Source organism: Cupriavidus sp. FW305-26 (assembly GCF_058787975.1).
Genome location: NZ_JBYTAH010000005.1, coordinates 30376 through 52696, shown reverse-complemented (window position 1 = coordinate 52696; position 22321 = coordinate 30376). Strand labels below are relative to the sequence as shown.

The window sequence follows — 22321 nt, the reverse complement described above, 5'->3', positions numbered from 1 at the left end:
GTTGCCCTCATCAGGAACCCGAAGGCTCTCGCCCACGTGAGGCCTGGAACTCGGCGATGCATTGGATGGCCTGTTCGCACTGCTCAAGCGAAAGGGCATGGATGCTGGGACTGTCGACTGGAATGCGGAGCGATGCAATCAGCCACTTCATTGCCTTGCCCCTCGCCTCAAAGGCATTGACACCGTCGCGCCGCATCTTCGCAGTGACCAACGGATCGAGGGCATCGTGCAGTCGGCTCTTCTTTTCGCGCAATGCCGCGTCGGCCAATCTTCCAAGCGGGGTGTGTTGCTTGCTTCGCGCACGCACGCCGATCCACGCCTGGCACGGGGAGCAGATCCACACAGGCCCGTGGTCCTCCAAATACGGGTATGCCTCTTCTCCCACGCGGGCAAGAACCGCCTTCCCGCCGCAGTAATCGCAGAGGGGCTGAGGAGGAGCAGGTATCGGTCGGCCAACACGCATCAATGACCCTGAGTTGCCAGGAGGTGAGCGATTCTACGACATGGAATCGGGATTCTTCGTTCCCTACGCTGCCAACCGGTGCTCGTAGTAGGGCTGGTTCCGGTCGTCCAGGATTGCATCGAGCGCGGCCAAGTTCTTCGCGTCGGGATTCAACCAGGCTTCCACATGCTCGGGCTTGACTGGCACGATACAACGATCATGCCCTGCGGCCGACACCTCAGCGGGCGGCTCGTCGGTAATGGCAGCGAAGGAATAGAGATCGGCCTCGCCCTCTCCTCCTTTGCTGATCGACCATAGACACGCCACCAACATGTCCTGCTGCGGCTCGGGCCTGAACTCCAAAACCACGCTCTCTTGCTGCTCGCCAGGTGCCAGCTCTCGCTGCTCCATCCGATGCCGTGCGACATTTTCGTAGAAAGCATTGACGATCATGATGCCGTGTCGATAGCCGTATAGCTGTCGCCATGCCTTCTTCAAATTGTCGCGTCTGGCGTTGTTCTGGAACCTTGTATCTGTTAGGAATTTTACTAGTCTTTCCAAGACGAGTAGCCGGTGGGGGCGCGGGGGAGGGAAAAATGGGTCGGAGGGTTGTGGATAACTTCACTCTCGCGCGCTGGCGAAGACTGGAGGCGGTCGTGGTCCTTCGTGCAGTTGCTGAATACGCCAAGCAGGATGGGCAATTTAGACCACGGCAGAGCCATGGCACAACTCGCTGGCACGCGAACGTGGACGGCGTGGACTACGAAATCCTGTGCACGGGACCCCGGTTCCTAGATACACGTGCGAACCGAGGCGGTGGAGGTGCGGTCGATCTGGTAATGCACCTGATGCGGCTCGACTTCAAGCGCGCCGTAGCAGTGTTGAAGGCCAAGCAGCTCTGATGCGTCTTGTCGCATCGACTGAGGATCTTGTTATGGGCGGGCGGCCCTACCCCGGCTTCCCAATCCTCCTATGGGACAGCATGGAGAGCTGCGCGGAAGCCAACGAATTCCTGCGCCACTACCTGCTCCGCGGTGCTATCGGCTCGCGTAATTCTTGGGAACCGACAGGGCGTTCTCTTTACGACTACTTCAGCTTCCTTCAGGCGCACGACCTGCGTTGGGACGACGTAGATCGCGGAGAGAAAAAAACGCTGCTCGCCGCCTATCGAGACTACTGCTTCAAAACTGCGGGTCTCCAACGCAATACTGTACGGAACCGTCTCTTATACGTGTGCGAGTTCTATTCCTTCGCACAGCAGAGGGGCTGGATCAAGCAGCTTCCTTTTGGCTATGAGACGCGACGAACGATGCGTACGGGGGGCTTTCTCGCGCATGCCGATGGAAGTGGCGGAACGAAAGCCGTGCGCGATGTGATGCCGAGGGCTCGCAAGGACCTGCCTCAATATCTCACCCTCACACAAGTCCATGCCCTATTGACTGCAGCCGCTAACCCTCATCATCGCATGATTATTAGGCTTGCCGTGGGCTCTGGCCTGCGCCGGGAGGAACTGGCCTCCTTCCCGCGCGCCTATGTCTTCGATCCAGACCTTGCCGGACGGCCAGAGCGCAACATCCGTGTCCACCTTGATCCTGAGGATGGCCAAGGGATGCAGACCAAAGGCAACAAGCCGCGCTCAATCTACATCGGCCGGCGGCTGATGAAGGACCTGAACCACTACGCAATCCATGAGCGCGGCCTGCGCTCCTCGCTAAGCGGGGCGCCGCAAAAGGCGCTGTTCCTCAATCAGTTCGGCGAGCGGTTTACGGACGATGGAAAAAGTCTGAATCGTATTATCAAGGAGATCGGCAGGAAGGCCGGCGTTCGCGTGTGGGCTCACCTTCTGCGCCATACGTACGCGACTCACACCCTCGTCTCGCTCCAGCGGGTCCGCGACCGAAGCCGAATCGAACCCCTGGTGTTTCTGAAGCAGCAGTTGGGCCACGCCTCAGTGCAGACCACGATGGTGTACCTGCATCTGGTCAATGAATTGGCTGACGAGGCTGTGCTGGCGTACGACGACGAACTCAATGACCTGGCGGATGCGCTGAATGGGCAAGCGTAAGACCTTCTTCAAGACGGATCTGACAATTCCTCAGATAGAGCATGAGCGCGATGCTGAGGGGAGGATCGTCATCACCGCGGCAGCAATGCCTCCGAGCTGCACTGAAGTGAGATTCGGACGGAACACCACCAGGCTCCGGACATTCGAGTTCGCCCCTTGGTACGGCGTCGGCATTGACCCGATCACCTATGCCTGTCAGCGGCAGGTTGAGCGCTTCCTCGGCAAGCAGGACTCAGACGTCCAGGTGACGACTGTCGTGGGCTACTGCAAACTAGGCCTCGCGAGATTTTTGACGCACCTAACCATGCTCGGCACCGCAAACGGCCGACCGATGCGCCTGACCGACATCACCCGCGACACCATAGATAGCTACCTGCTCTTTCTCCGAGACCAAGGCATCGCCACGGACTCGCAGCGAACGGCGTACAGCTATACCAAGTCCGTCTTGCAGGCCTTGGGACGGCGAGGACTGGTCCACGTGATCGAACGCGGCAGTGAAGCCACGTTCCCCAGCAACCCCTTCCCCGGCTCGACACGCGGAGGCAAAGGGGAGCGCCCGCTATCTGCCACCGAGAAGAAGGCCTTCACGCTTGCCGTGAGGACGGCGGTGCAGCCACTGTTTGGAGAGGACGCAGAACCCACGGCAACACTAGCAGCCTATGCCCTGCTGGTCGTAGCCTTGCACACGGGTCGGAACACCACGCCATTGCTAGAGATGCCGATGAACTGCCTGCGCGCGCATCCAAAGGAAGGAATAGAGTTTCTGGTCGTGTTCAAGCGCCGAGGTTACTCCTCCACCAAGGTGGCGCTGCGCGCATCCAATTCCGTGATGCGTGTTGTGGAATCTACGCCGACACTGCGCTCCACGGTAGCTGGGTTGATTCGCCGCGTTCTTGCGCTGACGGCTGGCCTGCGCCGTGAGGCGCCGGAAGACATTCGTGATCGAGTATGGCTGTATCGACGAAGTAGGGACAGTGAAAGTCGCGTCAGCGCACTGACGCACGGCACCCTCGAAGAGGCAATCAAAAAGCTGGTCAGGACGTACGACCTCCGGGGCGATGACGGCGAGCCGATGCGGATCAACGTCAGCCGGCTGCGCAAGACCTTCGTCAACCGCGTGTACGAGATTCTGGACGGCGATGTCGTCGCCACCGCGACCGCGGCTGGGAACTCACTCGTCGTCACCATGCGCAACTACCTGCGACCTAGCGAAGATGCCCGCAAAAACTGGCGCTTCATGGGCCTGGTGCTGGTCGAGGAGCTTTTGACAAACACCCTCGGTGCCACTGAACGAACGCCGGTTGGCCGGTGCTCGGACACCACCGCCGGCGAGTATGCCCCAAAACGAAACGGCGACCTTTGCCAAAGCTTTCTGAACTGTCTTCGCTGCCGCAACTACGTCGTCACCGGCGATGACCTATGGCGGTTGTTCTCGTTTTACTTTCGGATCTTGCGCGAGCGCCCGCGCGTGGATAAGCGCCGCTGGGACCACCACCTTGCCCACATCCCTCGTCTGATCGACCGCGACGTCATCCAAGCCGGCCTTCGCCGCAAGTTGTTCAAGCCTGAGCAGGTGAATGCCGCCCGAGAACGGGCACGACACGATCCTCACCCCCTCTGGGCCAGCCCCACAATCATCAACGAATTGAATTCACTGGCGTGATGTCCCTAGCCAGAAGAGCGCTGGACCAGGAGCCTGTCGGCCAGCCAATCCTTGATCAGGACAACCTCGCCGCCACCATCATCTCGACTTGCACGATCAACGGCAAGGTGGTCATCCTCAGCCGGTACGGCGACCCAAAGTGGCGGCTCGTCGGGCAGCCTACGAACAAGGGAGCGTCGGAACAGTACGTAGACTTCAACGCCATACCCGCGGGCTGGCGGGCCACGATGAAGGCGATCTTGTGGCACTACATGCGCCGCGGACGCGAGGGAAAGAAAAGGCCGTCGCCTCGCGCCGTGACGAAGCTCCTTGTGGACGCCAAGTCATTCCTGCAGCACTTGGTGCGATTGAACATCACTAGGCTGGCCGATGTCACGCCCTTCGCGTGCTCGCTGTTCGTTGACTTCTGCAGACAGCATCGCCAGCGGCAAGGTTCCGCCAGAGCGGGAGAACTGCTGAAAGCCTCCTCGCTTGGACAGCTATACGGCGCTGTCGAGGCGCTCCATGAGTTGAGTCAGTACACGAGGGATGTAATGCCTGACCATCCTTGGGCCGGCACGTCGGCCACCCACTTGGCCGGTCTGACCGGTCAAGGAACGGGGTTTCGGGGAGGCAAGACCCCGCTTATGCCGGACGATGTGTTCACCACTCTCTTTCAGCGCGCCTGGTCATTGGTTGAAGCAGCCGATGATCTTCTTGATGTCCGCGATGAGATCTTGATCCTGCGGCAGGCGGCCGGCGGGAAGACACCGGCCGAGGGTATTTTCGTCCGAAGTCGGGGCTGGGCGGACATGTGGGAGTTCAACAAGGCGGTGATCGAACTGCGCACCGCCTGCTACATCGTCGTGGCGAGCCTTTCCGGGTGCCGCAACCATGAACTCGGCTTTGTCCAAAGGGGAGCCTGCTACGCCACGGAGGCGGCCGCAGACGACAAGGGTGAGCCCCGGACTTACAACTGGATGCGTTCGCAATCCACCAAGACAGGCGAAGGCCGCGCAGAGTGGATGGTTCCTGAGGCGGTTGTGACTGCGCTGAAGGTGATGGAGCGGTGGTCTGCTCCCTATCGGGCCGTGATCGAGGCCGAGATCGAAGCTCTTCGTTCGCAGAACCCCCTGGACCCTGAGCTTGCCGAGGCGCAACTGCATATGAACGCCGTCTTCGTGGCCATGACGCCGAACAGAGGCAACCAGGTGCGCACGATGTCACTAGGGGCGTGGAACAAGGCGTTGAAATCGTTTGCGCAGAATTGCGGCTTGGATTGGGACTTGGCCAGCCATCACTTTCGCCGGAAGTTCGCAAGCTATGCCGCCCGGAGTCAGTTCGGAGACCTGCGGTACTTACGATCACACTTCAAGCATTGGTCGATGGACATGACGCTAGGCTACGCTCTCAACGAGTCACAGGAGATTGCCCTCTACGCCGAGATCCAGACTGAACTCGACGACATCAAGAATGAAGTCGTGGAAGGCTGGCTGCGACCCGGCACCGCCCTAGCCGGTGGATACGGTCGAAATATCGTGTCCTGGCGGGGCGGCCAGGCCGTGACCATTTTCAAAGACCACCGCCAGATGGTTCGGTCGTTGGCGGAAAGTACGTCCATCCGCAGCAACGGGCATGCGTGGTGCACAGCCGACGATAACCGGTGTGTCGGCAATGATCTAGAGCGCACGCGTTGCAGCGGCTGCAATAACGCGGTCATCGGGCCAGAGTACGCTCCGCTCTATCGGGGCCTCCATGATCATCTGCAGGAGGTGCTAGCCTGTGATGACATCGGCGAAGGCGGACGAAATCTGGTCCGCCGAGACATGCAGCGTTGTCGCGATGTGTTGGTGACCCTGAGTCAGGGGGACAATTCGGAGTCTGCCGCGCCATGAGCAAACAACGCAAGCCAGCAGATCAGCGCGAGAAGGATCTACGCCTGGCGATGTTTCGAATCCAGCAAGGTCGTGCTCGCCACACCAAGGCGAAGAAGCTTACCATCAGCGCAGTTGCCGAAGAGGCTGGGGTGACCGGTCCGCTCATCCACAACCACTACCCCAAGATCGCTGAAGCCATTCGACTAGCCCAAGGTCGCGACAGTCGCGCTCAGCGCAACGCAAAGCAACTGGAGCTAAAGGCGGCACGTGACAAAACTCGTGAGCTTCGGCAGGAGATTGCAAACCTCCGCTCGGATGTGAGTCGGCTGGCATCGATCAACGAGGTATTGCTCGCTGAGAATGCCATGCTACGGTCGCGGCTGGGCGATTCCGACGTGGTGCCGATGGTCAAGCGACGTCAAAACTGACGCCCACGGCTTCGCAGGCTGATCATGCCGCTACGAAACCATACCAAGCGCGGAACAGACTCCGATAATTGTTGGTCCGGATACCAATTCACAGACATCGCCGTTTGTGCCGTTGGCGGAAGTCGCTTTCCGGCCATGAAGAGCCGTTCGATTTTTCATACCGAGCGTCCGCTGCCGATCGCGATGCGGCCGCAGAGAGAGCCGTCTATCAGCACAAGCTGAATTGTAGGCTCCGCTGTACCCTCGGCCGTAGGTGTCAGTGAGAGACGGTCGACGACTGGCGCTCGCCAACTGCAAATGCCTCACGCGTCCGGCGCCACCGCCAGTGCCATCAGCGGCGCCATGCATGGGCTGGCCGCCGCCAGCGCGCGCTGTTCGTCGAGGATGTCCTGCAGGATGGCATGCGTCGTATCCGGGTTGGCCAGCACCACGCGGAAAACGGCAATCGGGCGGCCACTCCACTGTGTCGACGTCAACTGCGTGCGCGATACGAATGAGCGGCCGGCATCGCGCTGCATTTCCTGAATGCTGATGGTCAGCGCATCCAGCGCGTCCAGCATCTTCTCGCGCCTGCCGGCCGAAGCGGTTGCCAGCGCGGCACGCACGGTCTCGGGCACATGGCGATAGGTCAGGATGCAAAGCTGCGGGTGGCTGTCGAGCTCGAAATCCGGCTGCTGCACTATCAGGGATGCAAAGTAGCGGGCGTTATCGATGCTACGTTCGATCAACTGCGCCAACCCCTTGCGACCGAGCAGATGAAAGTTCGCATAGAGCATGATCGCCGCCGCGCCGCGCGATCCTTCGAGCGTATGGCGCCCCAGGTCCACCGAGCCCTTGCGCACGATGTAGTTCGCATGCTGGATGATGTCCTGCGTCCACGCCGCGTGCCGGAACAGCACCATGCCGGCGCCCATCGGCACGTAGAACTGCTTGTGCGCATCGATGACGACGGAATCGGCACGCTCGATGCCCGCGAAGCGCCAGCGCTCGCGCTCCGACAGCAGTGTTGCGCCGCCCCATGCGGCATCCACGTGGAAATGGCAGCCGGCCTCCTGAGCAACATCCGCGATCGCGTCGAGCGGATCGACCGCGCCCGTCTCGGTCGTCCCCGCTATGCCGACGATCGCCATCGGCCGGATGTTGCGCTGCTGCAGGTCACGCATGGTATCGCGCAGCAGGTCGATGCGCATGCGACCGTCTGCATCGACCCCGACCGGCACGAGATTGTCGCGCCCGATGCCAAGGACATCGGCTGCCTTTCGCAACGAGTAGTGCCCGCGCTCTGAGACGACGACCGCAAGCCCGTCATGGCCGTAATGGCGCAGCGCAGCCACCAGTCCGGCGCGATGGATGCCGGCGAAGCCATCACGCGCGCCCAGCAAGTTGTTGCGGCTCGCCCATAGCGCGGTGAGGTTGGCAACCGTGCCGCCGGAGCAGATCGCGCCGAGCGCGTGGTCGGCATCGTGCAACCATCTCGCATAGAACGCGGTGTCCTGGGCAAACACCAGCTTGTGCAGCATGCCGATGACCTTGCGCTCAAGCCCAGTCAGCGCGCCGGACGTCTCGAGCTTCACGACGTTCTGGTTCAGCGCTGCCACCACCTTGGCCAGCGAGGGCATGAACGACGGCAGCGACGACGTCATGTGTCCGACGAACGTGGGCGATGCCACGGGCATCACGTGCCGAAACACGTCGTTGAGCAGATGATCGGCATGCGCTTGCGGCGATGTCGGCGTCTCGGGCAGCTCAACCGACGCGAATACAGCCTCGCGTGTAGCGCACGCGCCAACCGGATCAAAATGCTCACCCGCAAAGAAATCCGCCGGATGCTCGGCGATCCATCGCTCGAGCGATTCGAATGCACCCCGATCCGCGTCGAACCAGCGCAAGGGGCAGTCGTCGCCCCCGTCCGTGCTTTGTGAGGTCCCTTCGCGAGAGATGTCCGGCTTCATTTGCATTACCCAATGTTGATCGGTACCAGATCCAGGTGTCGCAGGACCTCTCAAGTTGAGACCTCGAGGCCACGTCCGGTCGACTCCGGTCCCCCGAATTGCGCAATCTCACGGACAAGCTGCATGACGGTGCGGCACGCTAGCGTGAGTTCACCATGGCGCGACATGGCCAACGCAATATGGCGGGTGATCTGCGGATTGATGATCTTCGATGCCTGCAAGCGGCAATCCCGGCCGGCGTTGGAAATCGCATACGGCCCCAGCAGCGCGTACATGCCCCCGTCGGCGACGATATGGGTCTGCAGGCTTAGCGAATCGGCCTCCACTGCGACATTCAGCGCAACACCATGCTCCAGTGCCAATTGATCCAATCGGTCGCGCCAGCTATTGGGTCGGCAGAACATTACCAGGGGAAGGTTGTGCAGCGCGGAAAACTGTACGGTGGGGTTGGCGGTCACGCGGTCTCCCTCGGCGCCCACAAGGTAGGTCACAGTTTCGACTAAGTACACGTCGCCGTGCTTTGGCATCGGACTATGGCGGAACAGAATAGCCAGATCGACGTGTCCAGCTTCCAGCCAGTTCTCCAGTTGCGCGCCTTGCCCCTCGCGAACACTGAGTTGCACCAGGGGGTAGCGCTCCTTCAAGCGGTAATAAAGCGTGCTGACCAGTGGATGCGCCATGGAAGGCAGGATTCCGATGCGAACTGTGCCGATAGGCTTGCCTGAGGTCGAGTGGATGTCGTTGACCAGTTGGTCCGTGCCTGCCACCCACGCCCGGACCTTGGGCGCCACGCGCTCTCCGAATTCGGTAAGCACCACCCCGCGACCCGTGCGCTGGAATAGACGCCCCCCGCACTCCTGCTCAAGTTCATTGAGTTGGCGGCTGATGTGGGGCTGACTCGTGCCATAGGACTGAGCCACCTTGCTCAGACTGCCCAGGTCGGCAGCCGCCAGGAACAGTTTCCATGCGGAGTAGTTCATCGCTTGCCTTGGCTTCCATGCTATACGGAATCAGTATATCTGAAATATCCAGCATGGCACTTCCGGTATGCCATGGCGACTCCTAGACTGCCTCACATGCCCGCCGCCGTTATGGAGACACTAGCAGCGGCAGGCTCTCCGGGCAAAGCATCCGGCACCCGGTGAACCCCATACTCATACAGGAAGTGACATGAAAGATATCGACCTCCGCGGCCTCAATCCTGCCCCGGTTACGCCCTTCACCCGCGACGGCGCGGTGGACTACGCCGCCTGCAAGAAGCTGGGCGCCTGGCTCGGCAGCATCGATGGCGTGAAGAGCCTGACCGTGCTCGGCCACGCTGGCGAAGGCACCTTTCTGACGCAGGCGGAGCAGATGAAGGTCATCGAAACCTTCGTCGAGGCAGTCAATGGCGCCATTCCCATCATCGCCGGCATCACGTTGGAAGGCACCGAGGTGGCCGCCGAGGAAGCCAAGCGCGCGGTCCAGGCGGGCGCGTCCGCCGGCCTGCTCTACCCCTCGCACGGCTGGCTGCGCTTCGGCTACCAGAAGGGCGCACCTCAGGACAAGTACCGCCAGGTGTTTGAGACCAGTGGGCTGCCGCTGATCCTGTTCCAGTACCCCGATGCAACCAAGTGCACCTACGACCTGGAGACCCAGCTTGACATCGCGGCGCAGCCCGGCGTATTCGCGATGAAGAACGGCGTGCGCAACATGCGCCGCTGGGACACCGAGATCCCCGTGATTCGTCGCGAGCGCCCTGATCTGCAGATTCTGAGCTGTCACGACGAGTATCTGCTGCACACCATGTTTGACGTGGACGGTCTGCTGGTGGGCTACGGCAACATCGCGCCGGAACTTCTGGTCGAGCTAATCAAGGCCGGCAAGGCACGGGACTACAAGGCCGCCCGCGCCATCCACGATCGCCTGCTGCCTGTCACGAAGAACGTCTACCACCGCGGCTCGCACATGGAAGGCACTGTGGCGCTGAAGCATGCGCTGGTTGCCCGCGGCATCCTGGAACACGCCACCGTGCGTTCTCCGCTGCTGCCGCTCGCCCCGGGTGCTGACATTGAAATCGCAAACGCGATGCGCGCCGCCGGCATCGTAGGCTGAACGGTGGCCAGGCGCAGCCATCCGGCTGCGCCTGCTAGCCGCGTCAGTGTTTTTCCCATTTTGCTGTAGCCAGCAGGCATGCACAACGGGAGGAATACGAGGCTTCACGCTGACCTGAGCTTCTGGGCTGCCCCCTGTCGCGGACTTCCAGTGGCTCTTGGGGTGCGAAAGACCGTGGCGACGGCAGAAGCGGATGACGCAAAAATAATGATGGCCGGTGCTCGCACACCATGAGCCAGTCAACTTGGAGACAGCATGGACACCACTACGGTCGCACCCATGTACAGCGGCAGGAACGATGCGGCAAGCAGTGCGCCATTTGATCCGCAGCAGCGGGCAGCGCAACTTCTCTTTCGCATCGAGAATGTTCCCTTTAGCAGGTGGCACACCAAAGCCCGCATTGTTATGGGCAGTGCTACCCTGTTCGATGCATTCGACGCACTGTCCTTGGCGTTTGTCATGCCGGTCCTGGTTGGGCTTTGGCACTTATCGCCGGGCGAGATCGGCGTCCTGATCGCTGCCGGGTACCTTGGGCAGGTCATCGGCGCACTATGCTTCGGGTGGCTTGCCGAGCGCCTGGGCCGGGTGCCGAGTGCCACCGTAACCGTGGCCCTGATGTCGGTCATGAGTGTGGCGTGCGCCTTTGCCGGCAACTTTCACATGCTGTTCCTGTGCCGCTTCATCCAGGGCATTGGTGTCGGCGGCGAGGTACCGGTTGCGGCAACCTATATCAATGAACTGTCGCAAGCCCATGGCCGCGGCCGCTTTTTCCTGCTCTATGAACTGATCTTCCCTGTTGGCCTAATGCTGGCGGCCCAGGTAGGTGCCTTCTTGGTTCCTCGCTTTGGCTGGGAGTACATGTTCCTGGTTGGCGGGATACCCGGCTTGGTCGTGGCACTGCTGATCATGCGGCTGCCGGAATCACCACGATGGCTGATCGCCAAAGGCCGGTTCGACGACGCAGAGCGCGTGATCGGCGAAATCGAGGCCAGCACCCCCAAGCGAAACCTCGATCCGCAGCACAACGCCGCAGAGATGGACCGGCGCATCTCGGAACTGTACGGGGGCCTCCATTCGCAGAAAAAGGGCAACTGGAAGGAGCTGTTCTCGCCGTTCTATCGTGGCCGTACGGTGGTGGTATGGCTGCTATGGGCGAGTTCCTATTTCGTTGCAAATGGCATCAACAACTGGTTGCCGAGTCTGTACAAGACGGTCTATCACCTGCCATTGCAGGAGTCGCTGCACATGGCCTCGCTCTCCAACGTGCTCAGCACCTGTGCCGTTCTTGTCTGCGCACTCTCGGTGGACCGCGTGGGTCGTCGTCGCTGGGCCATGGGGTGTTTCGTGGTCAGCGGCATACTGCTCGCCGTCCTCGGAGCGTTCGGCGCCGCCAGCCCCTGGTCGGTCATGCTGCTTGCATCCTCAGCTTATGCCGTGATGGGTTCGGCGACGGTGCTGCTGTACCTGTACACGCCGGAAATCTATCCCACGCGTATCCGTGCGATCGGAACCGGCCTGGCGACGTCATGGCTACGAGCTGCCTCCGCCACCGCACCGACCGTTGTCGGCATGGTACTGACGGGACAGGGTATTGCCACCGTCTTCCTGATGTTTGCGGGCGCCTGCGTGGTCGGCCTTGTCGCGGCCAGCCGAATGACCGAAACCACCAACCGCCCGCTGGAAGAGATTTCACCCTGACTGGCTGACCTGCCAAACGCAGCAGCGCAGACCGCTGCCGTCAGACGCTTCACGGCGATCATCGGACCCAGTATCCCTTGCAGCCGTGCACTCGAAACGTATCGAGCGCACGGTGCTGGGGGGAGACCGCTCGCCTGCCTTCACAAGTTTGTAACGACTCGCCATAACAAGGAGACACCCATGAGGAGTTGCGGGAAATGGTACGCGGGCCTTCTTTGCGCCGCACCGATGTTCGCTTCGGCACAATCAGTGACGCTTTACGGCCTCGGCGACACCGGGGTCGAGTATGTGAACAATATTGGTGCCAGCAAAGACAGTGTCGTGCGGATGCCGAACCTGACTGCCACCGTGCCTTCGCGCTGGGGGATGCGCGGGACTGAAGACCTTGGGGGAGGCCTGAAATCCGTCTTCGTCCTGGAATCCGGCTTTGCCCCGGACTCCGGATCGTCAAATCAGGGGGGACGCTTGTTCGGTCGCCAGGCCTTTGTGGGGCTGAGCAATCAGTGGGGACAACTCTCCTTCGGCCGTCAGTGGACGATGACCTTCTGGTCAACGCTGGACTCTGACGTACTGGGGCCCAACATCTACGGCGCCAACTCGTTGGATAGTTATCGACCCAATGCCCGCGCCGATAATGCCATCGCCTACAAGGGTACATTCGGCGGATTGACTGTCGGCGCGACATACAGCCTCGGGCGCGACACAGTCAATGCTGGCCAGAACCCCGCGGGAACCAACTGCGCCGGAGAGAATCCCGCCGACAGCAAGGCCTGCCGTGAATGGTCAGTGATGCTGCGGTATGACGCAAGCTGGTGGGGCCTGGCAACTGCATACGATTCCTTGCGCGGAGGCGCCGGTGCTGCAGCAGGGCTGGTGAACAGCGGCCTCAAGGACGATCGCCTGCACTTTGGTGGCTACATGGTCCTGTCCAGGACGAAGCTTGGCATCGGTGGCACCTTCCGGAACAATGAGGGCAGCACCACGTCCCATAGCCAGTTGTACTATGCGGGCCTGGCCTACGACATCACGCCCGCCTTCAATCTCGCGGGGCAGATCTACTATCTGGGATTCAACCATAGTGCCAACAAGGCATGGCTCGCGGCCCTGCGCGGTGCCTACGCCTTCTCCAAGCGGACCTCCGCCTATCTTACGACTGGCTTCATTGATAACCGGGGCCAACTGGCCATGTCGGTCAGCAGTGGCAGCGCCGTCGGAACCAGCGCGCCGGCACCGGGCGGCAACCAGTTTGGTGCGATGATTGGCATAAAGCATGTCTTCTGAGTCGGCGCCATACCTGTTTATGGCAAGAGCAAGAGCTCAGGCGAAAGCATCGGATGCAAGAATCCCTTCTCTGGACGCTCGCCAGTCGAGGCAGAGCGGCAAGCATGCAAGTCAATATCAGGAGACGACAATGAGAAGTATTTTGAGAGCGCTAGTGGCCACAAGCTTTGGTCTTGCCGCCACGCTGGCTCTCGGCCAGAGCTACCCCAACAAGCCCGTCAGAATCGTTGTGCCGTACCCCGCTGGTGGAACAGTGGACGCTGTTACGCGGGTTGTTGCGCAACGCCTAAGCGAAAACCTCGGCCAGCAATTTATTGTCGATAACCGGCCCGGAGCCAGCGGAACGCTGGGCAGCAAGTTGGTAGCGACCTCGGCGCCAGACGGTTACACCCTACTTGTGCAGGCATCGACCTTCGTGGCCACGCCGATGCTGATGAGCGCAACGACCTATGACATCGAAAAGGACTTCACGGCGATCACACAACTGGGTAGCGTCCCAATGCTCGTGACGGCGCATCCCAGTGTTCCAGCAAAGGACCTCAAGGAGTTCATGGCCGCCATCCGCAAGGAGCCCGGGAAGTACACCTTTGGAACTTCAGCAGTCGGCTCGGCTAGCCACCTGGCCGAAGAAGCGATCAAGCACGACGGGAAGCTCCAGTTCGAGATCATCCCCTACAAGGGTACGGCTCCGGCGTTGACGGAAGTCATGGGCGGCCACATCAATGCCATGGTGGATGCCTTGCCATCGACGCTGCCCCATGTGAAGAGTGGAAAGCTGAAGCCGCTTGCAGTCACTAGTGCGAAGCGCATTGCCGCGTTGCCGAACGTTCCGACGGTTGCAGAGTCGGGATTGACCGGCTTCGAGATGGTTTCCTGGTACGGCTTGTGGGGACCTGCGAGAATGCCCGCCGAACTGACTCAACGCATTCGGAATGAAGTCGCGAAGGCATTGGCTTCGGAAAAAGCGGTCAAGGTATTGGGCGAGTATGGATTCAGCGCCACGACGTCCCAGCCGGCGGACTTCACCGCATACATTAGGCAGGAGAAGGCCAGATTCAGCACCCTGATCAGGGAGGCAAATATCAAGCTCGACTGAGCGGCATTTGGAGAGCCACGATGAGCACATATACCGCACGCGACCGGGCCAGCACGGTGGAACACATCCATGGTCGCGGTGCCGGCACGCTTGAGTTGGACTACGAGACCGCATGGCAGGACGCGATCGAACTGGAGCAACTCGGCCGTCAATACGGTGTCGACGTGTAGTATCGCGCCGTCGAGCATGTCTCCGTGGCATCCCCCGAAGCATTGGTGCACGGCCTGCGCATGGAGAAGCCCACATTCAGGCAGCGCTACCTCTACTGCAGGTTCGACATGGCCGCGCTGTCTGAGGATACGCTGCGCAATCTGGAGGAGCTTGCCATTGAACACGGCGACTACCTCATGGCCGGTCACCTCTTTACGGAGGAAACGCTGACCTGGGTGTGAGCGGCCGGATTCACATGCCGGTCCTCGGCCGCCGCAGGAATTCCCCTTTGAGCAGGATCGGTGACTGCAATACCACGGTCATTGGACATTGAGCTCGCGTTCGCGGATGACCGAGAGGGGTCGAGGCTGTGTGAAAACGTCTCGATCACCTAGACTGAGTCAACGCATTCAGACTGGGGGATCGGATGAAGCGATTCATAGAGGGAGAAGACCGCAAGCAAGCTACCCTGCTTCCAGAATGCCTCGATGATTTCATCGCCGAGGACAACCCCACCAGGATCATCGACGCGTTTGTTGAAGAACTGGATCTCGAGTCGCTCGGGTTCGAAGGTACCAATCCCTCGACTACAGGTCGCCCTTCATATCATCCTGCTGTCCTGTTAAAGATATACATCTATGGTTACCTCAACCGGGTCCACTCCAGCCGCCGTCTGGAACGCGAATGCCAACGCAATATAGAACTGATGTGGCTTACCGGTCGACTGGCGCCGGACTTCAAGACGATTGCAGACTTTCGGCGGGATAACGGCACGGGCATTCGCAATGTCTGCCGTCGCTTCGTTGTACTGTGCCGAGATCTTAAGTTGTTCTCACAGGCCCTGGTCGCCATCGACGGCAGCAAGTTCAAGGCAGTCAATACTCGGGACCGCAATTTCACCGCTGGCAAGGTCGACAAGCGCCAGCAGCAAATTGAGGAAAGCATCCAGCGGTATCTGAGCGCGCTGGAGACTGCGGATCGCACGCAGCCTGCGGAGGTAGAACTCAAGACAACTCGACTGCGCGAGAAGATTGTGCAACTGCGTCAACAGATGCATAGCCTTGACCAGATAAAGGAAGAGCTCAAGACGCTGCCAGATGGTCAGATCTCGATGACCGATCCTGATGCGCGCTCGATGGCGACAAGTGGCAAGGGCTCTGGAATGGTCGGCTACAACGTACAGATGGCCGTAGATGCCAAGCATCATCTGATCGTTGCTCATGAGGTCACCAATATCGGCAATGATCGGGCGCAACTCAGCTCGATGGCTCGAGCTGCTCGCGATGCGATGGGTAAGACCAGGCTTAAAGCCATAGCTGATCGTGGCTACTTCAGTGCGCAGGAGATCAAAGCATGCGCGGATACGGGCATTGCTGCCATCTTGCCCAAGCCAGCAAGGTCCAGCGCGAAGGTAGGTGGTCGATTCGTTCGGGCGGACTTCATCTACATTGCCCGAGACGATGAATATCAATGTCCCGCCGGAGAACGTGCGATATACCGCTTCACCAGAGAAGAACACGGACTGCAGCTACGCCGCTATTGGAGTAGTGCATGTCCTCAGTGCACGATGCGGTCGCAATGCACGCCGAGTCCGTACCGGCGCATCTCCAGATGGGAGCATGAGGAAGTGCTGGAGGCCGTCCAGCGCCGGCTCGACAAGATGCCGGATGCAATGACGGTTCGCAGGCGAACCGTCGAGCATGTCTTCGGAACCTTCAAACATTGGATGGGCTACACGCACTTCTTGACGCGCACGCTGCCGAATGTAGGAACTGAAATGAGCCTGCATGTTCTGGCGTACAACCTGAAGCGCGTCCTTCGAATTCTCGGGTTCTCGAAAACAATGAAGGCCATGCGCCTGGTGGGTGCGTAAGCACCCATTTGCGCGCAAAAGATGGGGCTGAAGATCGCTCTCAGGGGCCCCATTAGCGCTGTTCCCACCCGTTTCGACGCCGCCGACGACCGGATTGGCCGAAAATTCGATAAGGCAGGCTACGCCCCGGAGGGGGCGCGCATTGGTGCGATTCGAGAGACGTTTCCACACGGCCTCGGTCGATCAGAGACGATCGCCTTCCCAACTCTGCCTGAGAGTAGGAGCAGCCGCTGAGTTGAACTGGCGTCAATCCTTCGAGTACCGCAGCGAAGTTGGCGCGCCGGCCGCACCGCTGGCCATAGGCCCACAAAGGATTCAACCTCAGAACGAAAGGGTTAGGGAAAAGAGTTAGCCGCCCTAAGTGGTTGATTGGAACAAAAATTTTTCCACCTAACTGTTAGCAACGTTCCCAAAGCGTTGTATGTACCGGGTTTCTGTCGCTCCATCGCGGGCGTCCACCCCGGCATCCTGCATTGATAGCGCATCGGGATCACAACTCGCTGGCCATCCTGCACCACCATCACGGGCGCGTAGTGGCCCGGGAAAATACGCGAGTCTCGATCCAGCAAATCAGTTCGCTGCAGGTCTGCTAGATTGCGCTGCGCCCTCGCGATCTTGTCAGTCGCGACGCGTTGATCGTTTTCCGCCTTCTTTGTCGGCTTGCCTGCCAATGCGCGCTCGGCGGCAGTCAGCCGTGTCTTCTGCTGGAACAGCTCCGTCTCCAAGGCTATCGCCTGATCTTTGTCACCCGCCGCAACAAGGTCGGCGACAGCGCGCTCCTTGTCGTTCGTGGCAGACGGCACGCATTGCTTTAGGCAGTTTGGACCAGCCGCCGTCTCTGCGCTTCTCCCAGAAGAGTTCGACAAAATGCTCAAAACTGTCAGAGGCCCCGAATTCCCGAACGTACTTTCGATAGCTGGCGTGAATCTGCGCGGAATAGCACATCGCTGTCACCGTGGCGTTGTGGCTAAAGAAGCCATTCTAGTGGCGGCGGCCTGACCCTGCAGGGGCACGCCCTTAACGGGTGAGCATGCCGGTTGCAAGGCAGGCCTTCCGGGTGGACGTGTAAGACGCTGCCTTCTACAGGGCATTGAGATAGCGGCCTAGACTGCAGAAATATGGCAACCCGAGGAGCCGACATGTCAAACGTTTATGTAGTGCCACGCGGCGACCGACGGAAGGTTGAGGTAGGTGCCGCATAGTTAACTTATGTTGGGACGCAGCGATTGGCTCCGGGACGATGCTGGCATAAAGACAGAGGGGCCAAGCGGATCGTCCACGGAAGGGAGCGATCCGGATGCGAAACGCCTATGGCAACGACACCAGGGATGTCAAAGGTTAGAGCGCGCACCGCGGAGCGGTTGCCCGACCTCGACCGCTATCAGAAGAAGCGCAACTTCAGCGTCACCCCAGAGCCGGCGGGAACACGAAAACGGCGCAAGAATGCCGAACAGTTGCGTTTCGTGATCCAGAAGCATTGGGCGCGGCGGCTGCACTACGATTTCAGGCTCGAACTCGATGGCGTGCTGCTCAGCTGGGCGGTGCCCAAGGGGCCTTGCTACGATCCCAGCGAAAAGCGTATCGCGGTCCATGTGGAGGACCACCCGCTCGACTATATCAACTTCGAGGGTGAAATCCCGGCTAAACAGTATGGCGCCGGCTCGGTGATCGTCTGGGATCGTGGCACGTGGGAGCCAATCGGCGATCCGCGTGAAGGTATGGCCGCAGGCAAGTTGCTCTTTGAACTTTACGGAGAAAAGTTGGCCGGCCGTTGGGAACTGGTACGCATCGCCAAGCCCGGCGACAGCTCAGAGCAGTGGTTCCTCTTCAAGAAGCGAGATGCCTGGGCGCGACCGCTGGCAGAGTTTGACGTGTTGGCAGCTTTCCCGGATAGCGTCATCAAAAAACCGCTGGGTGCGCTGACCCAAGCGTCGACGGGCTCTACTGAAATGGCGTCCGATACCGCCATCGTGAACGCCCCGCTCGTCCCCTTGCCGGCAAAGCTCGGGCCGCAGCTCGCCACCCCGGCACCCGCACTTCCGACTGGTACCGGGTGGGTCATCGAAACAAAGTTCGATGGCTACAGAATCTTGGCCAGAATCGAGGATGCCCGAGTAGCGCTCTTTACTCGTAATGGCCATGACTGGACGCGCAAGCTGGGATCCCTGGCGGCAGAGATCGAGACGCTAGACATCTCGGAAGGCTGGCTGGATGGCGAGATCGTCGTGCTTCGCGATGGCATGCCGGATTTCAATGCCTTGCAGAACGCAATCGATGGGCATCGCAACGACGCAATCGTCTTCTTCGGCTTCGACCTACCCTTCTGGGAAGGCCGGGATTTGCGCAATGTGCCCCTGACCCAGCGGCGCGCGAAGCTGGCGGAGCTTGTCGGAGATCGCTCCGAACGGGTGCGCTTTAGCGAGGCCTTCGATGCTTCCCCAGTGCAGATCTTCCAGGCGGCGTGCCAGCTCGGTCTCGAAGGCTTGATGTTCAAGCGGGCCGACGCCTCCTATGTTTCCGCACGCACCCAGACCTGGCTGAAGGCCAAATGCAAACTGCGCCAGGAGTTTGTGATTGGCGGGTTTTCGGACCGCAGTGGTGCAACAGCCGAGGTAGGCAAGCTATTGCTTGGCGTATATGCGGATGGAGAACTCCGTTACGTCGGCGGCGTTGGAACCGGCTGGGACAGCGCGACGGCAACAGAACTCAGAAGACGCTTGACCACCTTGGAAACTGAGCGAAGTCCCTTTTCGACGGAGGCGCGTTCCAGCCGGCGATGGGGCGGAGGCCGGGAAGGCGTTGTACGTTGGGTGAAACCGACCCTCGTTGCAGAAGTCGAGTTTTCCGAGTGGACCCCTGAAGGCCAGGTACGCCAAGCCTCGTTCAAGGGCCTGCGCGCCGATCATCCGGCTAAGTCGACCCGGCGAGAGGCGATCCAGACTGCCGTGACGCCGCACGGCGTCAGCGCTATCAAGGTCTCCAATCCGGACCGTGTCATCGACAAATCCACAGGCATCACGAAGGTCGAGCTGGTTCGCTACTACGCGAGCGTGGCGGAGCGGATGCTGCCCCACCTCAAGGATCGGCCGCTATCCTTGGTGCGCGCGCCGGAGGGCATCGATGCCCCGACCTTCTTTCAGAAGCACGCGGAAACGGCGATGCCTGGCCTCACCGAGCAGCTCCCGTCCCTTTGGCCCGGCCATGCCGCATTACTCACTGCTGATTCGGCAGACGCAATCGTCGCCGCTGCCCAGATGAATGTGCTTGAGTTTCATACGTGGAATTCGACGGCCCACCACATAGATCGTCCGGATCGAGTCATTTTCGACCTCGATCCTGGCGAAGGGATTGCATGGGAGACGATGATCGAGGCCGCCATGCTGGTGCACACGCTGCTGGATGAGCTGGGGCTGCAGTCCTGGTTGAAAACGAGCGGCGGCAAGGGGCTGCACGTCGTCGTGCCATTGGCGCCGCAGCGTTCCTACGACGAAGTGAAGGCGTTTTCGCGTGCCGCCGTCAAACACTTGGCGGCCACTCTGCCCCAGCGCTTCACCGCCCGCTCTGGGGCGGCTAACCGCAAGGGGCGGATTTTTGTGGATTATCTGCGCAATGGCTTCTCCCAGACCACCGCAGCCGCGTTCTCGGCGCGAGCGCGGCCAGGACTCGGTGTCTCCATGCCGGTGTTCTGGGAGCAGCTTACCAAGCTGAAAAGTGGCGCACAGTGGACTATCCGCGATGCCCGCGAATACCTCAGTTTCCAAGTGGCGGATCCCTGGCAGTCTTACTGGGAGGCACCCCAAAATTTGACCGCAGCCATCGAACGATTAAGCTAAATGCTGGCGCATCTGCGCTGTGGAGTATCCAATGCCTGCACGATCCCTCGCCTCTTTGTCGCTGTCTTTCGGCCTGGTGTCCATCCCCGTCAAACTCTACACCGCCACCGAGACAAGCTCTGCTGTGCGCTTCAACTTACTGAGCAAAGAAGGCGCACGGCTGAAACAACAGTACGTTTCCGAGCAGACCCAAAAGGTTGTCGACCGTGCAGACATGGTGAAGGGCTACGAGTTTGAGAAAGACCGCTTCGTGACGTTCTCCCCCGATGAACTCAAAGCCTTGGAAGAGAGTGCCAGCCACATGGTCGATATCGTTGCGTTCATTCCCGAGCGCAGCGTGGATCCGCTGTATTTCGACAAGGCGTACTTCATCGCTCCAGATAAGCGCGGCGGTAAGCCTTACAGCCTTTTACGCGAAGCCATGTCGAAGACCGGTCGCTGTGCCATTGCGAAGTGGGCCTCGAAAGGCAAATCGCATATCGTGCAGATCCGACCGGTCGAGGGCGGCCTGGTGTTCCAGCAACTGTTGTTCGCGGATGAAGTGCGCAACATCGCCGAACTGCATATCGAGGAAGTGGCAGTCTCAGATGCGGAGCTAAAGCTGGCGATCCAGCTGATCGAGCAAGCCTCGGAAGACCAATACGATCCGGCCCAGTACAAGGACGAGGAGAAAGTCAGGATTCTCGCCGCCATCGACGCAAAGATCGCCGGCAAGCAGATCGTATCGCCCGAACCAGTTGAAGTCACCGCCGGCGGGCAGGTCATCGATCTGATGGATGCACTTCGCGCGAGTCTGTCCAAGAAAGGGCTGCCCGCGACAAAAGCCAAAGCCGCCGAGCCATCAACTCGCAGAGCCGGTAAGCGGGGCACAGCGCCTTCCGAGCCGACACCGATCCGACGCACCACTAAGAAGTCGGCATGAGCCACGGCGAAGGGTTGACCAGGCGCGAGCTGGAGACGCGCCTGGGCGCTTCGCGCCGGCTGATCTCCAGCCTGGTAGCCGCCGGGCTGGTCACGCCTGCACGAGGCCCACGCGGCCAGTACGTCTTCTCCTTTCGGGACGTGGTTCTGATTCGTACCGCCGAATCCCTGCACAGGTCGAGCGTTGCGCCTGCACGGATTCTGCGGGCGCTGCGTCGTCTCGAACGGCTCACACCGAACCGACACCTATCGGCCCTGCGAATCTCCGCAAGCAGCGGCAACGTATCGGCATGGGACCGGCACGGCGCGTGGCTGGTTGAGAGCGGCCAACGGCTGATCGAGTTCGGGCCGGATGAAGCCGATGTGCGAGTCGTTGATTTAACGCGAATGCGTGCCAACGAACCGACCGCCGAGGAATCCTTTGCGCAAGCCTATGCACTTGAACCTGTCGACGCCAATGCGGCTGAAGCGGCCTACCGACGCGCCTTAGAGATCTCGCCAGGAATGCTGAACGCCTACCTGAACCTTGGGTGCATGCTGGCAGACCAACAACGATTCGACGAAGCCATCATGCTCTATGAGGGGGCGTTGTCCGTCCTTCCGAACGCGCCGCAATTGCATTTCAACCTGGGGGTTGCACGCGAGGATGTCGGCGCCCCGCAGTCAGCTCTGGCAGCGTACGAGCGATGCATCGAACTTGCACCGGACGACGCCGATGCCCACTACAACGCAGCGCGTTTGCATCAGGAACTGGGCCACTTCCAGAAGGCGCTGCGACACTTCAACGCATTCCGGAGGCTCGACCGTCCATAAAGCCAAGCCGCGGCATTATTCGGCGACCAACCTGATGCGTCGCCCCAAGAGGGCCGCATAAGGCACGTATCGAAAGAGGCTCAATTGATCACTTCCACGTGCAAAAGTGATGACCGCTCCATTCTAGTAAGACGCGGGAGCCTTCTGCTGAAAAAA

18 protein-coding genes and 1 pseudogene are annotated in these 22321 nt (G+C 60.3%); 14 read left to right on the top strand and 5 right to left on the bottom strand.

Features of this window, described 5'->3' with window-relative positions:
• Positions 1–10 precede the first annotated feature (10 nt).
• Both AC3WQZ_RS05135 and AC3WQZ_RS05130 read right to left on the bottom strand, forming a co-directional pair.
• Positions 11–463, bottom strand: a complete 453-nt coding sequence (locus tag AC3WQZ_RS05135; RefSeq protein WP_058697662.1) for a zinc-finger-containing protein — start codon at positions 461–463, stop codon at positions 11–13.
• A 63-nt stretch (positions 464–526) separates the two neighbouring features.
• Positions 527–958: pseudogene (locus AC3WQZ_RS05130) on the bottom strand (SOS response-associated peptidase family protein); the annotation flags it as partial.
• Between the two features lie 385 nt (positions 959–1343).
• Between AC3WQZ_RS05130 and AC3WQZ_RS05125 the strand changes: the two are divergent.
• From AC3WQZ_RS05125 to AC3WQZ_RS05110, 4 genes are read left to right on the top strand one after another with little or no spacing between them, the layout of a single operon-like run.
• A complete protein-coding gene (locus tag AC3WQZ_RS05125) occupies positions 1344–2507 on the top strand; it encodes a tyrosine-type recombinase/integrase (RefSeq protein ID WP_058697660.1) in 1164 nt (387 codons plus the stop codon).
• On the top strand, positions 2494–4170 hold the full coding sequence (locus AC3WQZ_RS05120; RefSeq protein WP_058697659.1) for a hypothetical protein: 1677 nt from the start codon (positions 2494–2496) through the stop codon (positions 4168–4170). Before AC3WQZ_RS05125 ends, AC3WQZ_RS05120 begins: the two co-directional genes overlap by 14 nt.
• Positions 4167–6044 carry a site-specific integrase gene (locus AC3WQZ_RS05115; RefSeq protein WP_143010704.1) on the top strand — a complete coding sequence of 626 codons (1878 nt, stop codon included), beginning with the start codon at positions 4167–4169 and terminating at the stop codon, positions 6042–6044. The genes AC3WQZ_RS05120 and AC3WQZ_RS05115 overlap by 4 nt, the downstream gene beginning before the upstream one ends.
• Positions 6041–6454: a hypothetical protein gene (locus tag AC3WQZ_RS05110; RefSeq protein WP_058697657.1), complete on the top strand. Its 414-nt coding sequence runs from the start codon at positions 6041–6043 to the stop codon at positions 6452–6454. Before AC3WQZ_RS05115 ends, AC3WQZ_RS05110 begins: the two co-directional genes overlap by 4 nt.
• A gap of 302 nt (positions 6455–6756) precedes the next feature.
• Here the strand turns inward: AC3WQZ_RS05110 and panP are convergent, their stop codons facing one another.
• Together panP and AC3WQZ_RS05100 are read right to left on the bottom strand one after the other, a co-directional pair.
• Positions 6757–8406, bottom strand: a complete 1650-nt coding sequence (gene panP, locus AC3WQZ_RS05105) for a pyridoxal-dependent aspartate 1-decarboxylase PanP (RefSeq protein ID WP_058697656.1) — start codon at positions 8404–8406, stop codon at positions 6757–6759.
• 50 nt (positions 8407–8456) lie between these two features.
• Complete coding sequence (locus AC3WQZ_RS05100; protein ID WP_058697655.1) at positions 8457–9386, bottom strand: LysR family transcriptional regulator; 930 nt, start codon at positions 9384–9386, stop codon at positions 8457–8459.
• A 190-nt stretch (positions 9387–9576) separates the two neighbouring features.
• Here AC3WQZ_RS05100 and AC3WQZ_RS05095 point away from each other — a divergent pair, with 190 nt between their 5' ends.
• From AC3WQZ_RS05095 to AC3WQZ_RS05065, 7 genes are all read left to right on the top strand, one after another.
• Positions 9577–10500, top strand: coding sequence for a dihydrodipicolinate synthase family protein (locus AC3WQZ_RS05095; RefSeq protein ID WP_058697654.1), 924 nt, complete (start codon positions 9577–9579; stop codon positions 10498–10500).
• A gap of 279 nt (positions 10501–10779) precedes the next feature.
• Positions 10780–12198 (top strand): MFS transporter, encoded by a 1419-nt coding sequence (locus AC3WQZ_RS05090; RefSeq protein ID WP_233528069.1) that lies wholly within the window; start codon positions 10780–10782, stop codon positions 12196–12198.
• A gap of 180 nt (positions 12199–12378) precedes the next feature.
• A complete protein-coding gene (locus AC3WQZ_RS05085) occupies positions 12379–13479 on the top strand; it encodes a porin (RefSeq protein ID WP_058697652.1) in 1101 nt (366 codons plus the stop codon).
• Between the two features lie 130 nt (positions 13480–13609).
• Entirely contained in the window at positions 13610–14575 is a 966-nt protein-coding gene (locus AC3WQZ_RS05080; RefSeq protein WP_058697651.1) for a Bug family tripartite tricarboxylate transporter substrate binding protein, read from the top strand.
• 20 nt (positions 14576–14595) lie between these two features.
• Positions 14596–14745: a hypothetical protein gene (locus tag AC3WQZ_RS05075; RefSeq protein WP_327077297.1), complete on the top strand. Its 150-nt coding sequence runs from the start codon at positions 14596–14598 to the stop codon at positions 14743–14745.
• Between the two features lie 24 nt (positions 14746–14769).
• A complete protein-coding gene (locus tag AC3WQZ_RS05070; protein ID WP_327077295.1) occupies positions 14770–14967 on the top strand; it encodes a hypothetical protein in 198 nt (65 codons plus the stop codon).
• A gap of 185 nt (positions 14968–15152) precedes the next feature.
• Positions 15153–16598: an IS1182 family transposase gene (locus AC3WQZ_RS05065; RefSeq protein ID WP_058697650.1), complete on the top strand. Its 1446-nt coding sequence runs from the start codon at positions 15153–15155 to the stop codon at positions 16596–16598.
• A gap of 335 nt (positions 16599–16933) precedes the next feature.
• On the opposite strand, the gene AC3WQZ_RS05060 is transcribed toward AC3WQZ_RS05065, so the two are convergent.
• Entirely contained in the window at positions 16934–17401 is a 468-nt protein-coding gene (locus AC3WQZ_RS05060; RefSeq protein WP_234788184.1) for a hypothetical protein, read from the bottom strand.
• A gap of 507 nt (positions 17402–17908) precedes the next feature.
• Here AC3WQZ_RS05060 and ligD point away from each other — a divergent pair.
• Genes ligD through AC3WQZ_RS05045 form a run of 3 tightly spaced genes read left to right on the top strand, consistent with a single transcriptional unit; the run spans position 17909 to position 22165 of the window.
• Positions 17909–20431: a DNA ligase D gene (gene ligD / locus AC3WQZ_RS05055; RefSeq protein ID WP_058697649.1), complete on the top strand. Its 2523-nt coding sequence runs from the start codon at positions 17909–17911 to the stop codon at positions 20429–20431.
• 31 nt (positions 20432–20462) lie between these two features.
• The gene (ku, locus tag AC3WQZ_RS05050; RefSeq protein ID WP_058697648.1) at positions 20463–21353 is read left to right on the top strand and encodes a non-homologous end joining protein Ku; all 891 of its coding nucleotides are present in this window, start codon (positions 20463–20465) and stop codon (positions 21351–21353) included.
• On the top strand, positions 21350–22165 hold the full coding sequence (locus tag AC3WQZ_RS05045) for a tetratricopeptide repeat protein (RefSeq protein ID WP_058697647.1): 816 nt from the start codon (positions 21350–21352) through the stop codon (positions 22163–22165). The genes ku and AC3WQZ_RS05045 overlap by 4 nt, the downstream gene beginning before the upstream one ends.
• The last annotated feature ends 156 nt before the right edge of the window (positions 22166–22321 follow it).

Coding starts and splice junctions, on each gene's coding strand:
- AC3WQZ_RS05135 (WP_058697662.1), bottom strand. CDS start 463: ATGCGTGTTGGCCGACCGATACCTGCTCCTCCTCAGCCCCTCTGCGAT.
- AC3WQZ_RS05125 (WP_058697660.1), top strand. CDS start 1,344: ATGCGTCTTGTCGCATCGACTGAGGATCTTGTTATGGGCGGGCGGCCC.
- AC3WQZ_RS05120 (WP_058697659.1), top strand. CDS start 2,494: ATGGGCAAGCGTAAGACCTTCTTCAAGACGGATCTGACAATTCCTCAG.
- AC3WQZ_RS05110 (WP_058697657.1), top strand. CDS start 6,041: ATGAGCAAACAACGCAAGCCAGCAGATCAGCGCGAGAAGGATCTACGC.
- panP (WP_058697656.1), bottom strand. CDS start 8,406: ATGAAGCCGGACATCTCTCGCGAAGGGACCTCACAAAGCACGGACGGG.
- AC3WQZ_RS05100 (WP_058697655.1), bottom strand. CDS start 9,386: ATGAACTACTCCGCATGGAAACTGTTCCTGGCGGCTGCCGACCTGGGC.
- AC3WQZ_RS05095 (WP_058697654.1), top strand. CDS start 9,577: ATGAAAGATATCGACCTCCGCGGCCTCAATCCTGCCCCGGTTACGCCC.
- AC3WQZ_RS05090 (WP_233528069.1), top strand. CDS start 10,780: ATGTACAGCGGCAGGAACGATGCGGCAAGCAGTGCGCCATTTGATCCG.
- AC3WQZ_RS05085 (WP_058697652.1), top strand. CDS start 12,379: ATGAGGAGTTGCGGGAAATGGTACGCGGGCCTTCTTTGCGCCGCACCG.
- AC3WQZ_RS05080 (WP_058697651.1), top strand. CDS start 13,610: ATGAGAAGTATTTTGAGAGCGCTAGTGGCCACAAGCTTTGGTCTTGCC.
- AC3WQZ_RS05075 (WP_327077297.1), top strand. CDS start 14,596: ATGAGCACATATACCGCACGCGACCGGGCCAGCACGGTGGAACACATC.
- AC3WQZ_RS05065 (WP_058697650.1), top strand. CDS start 15,153: ATGAAGCGATTCATAGAGGGAGAAGACCGCAAGCAAGCTACCCTGCTT.
- ligD (WP_058697649.1), top strand. CDS start 17,909: ATGGCAACGACACCAGGGATGTCAAAGGTTAGAGCGCGCACCGCGGAG.
- ku (WP_058697648.1), top strand. CDS start 20,463: ATGCCTGCACGATCCCTCGCCTCTTTGTCGCTGTCTTTCGGCCTGGTG.
- AC3WQZ_RS05045 (WP_058697647.1), top strand. CDS start 21,350: ATGAGCCACGGCGAAGGGTTGACCAGGCGCGAGCTGGAGACGCGCCTG.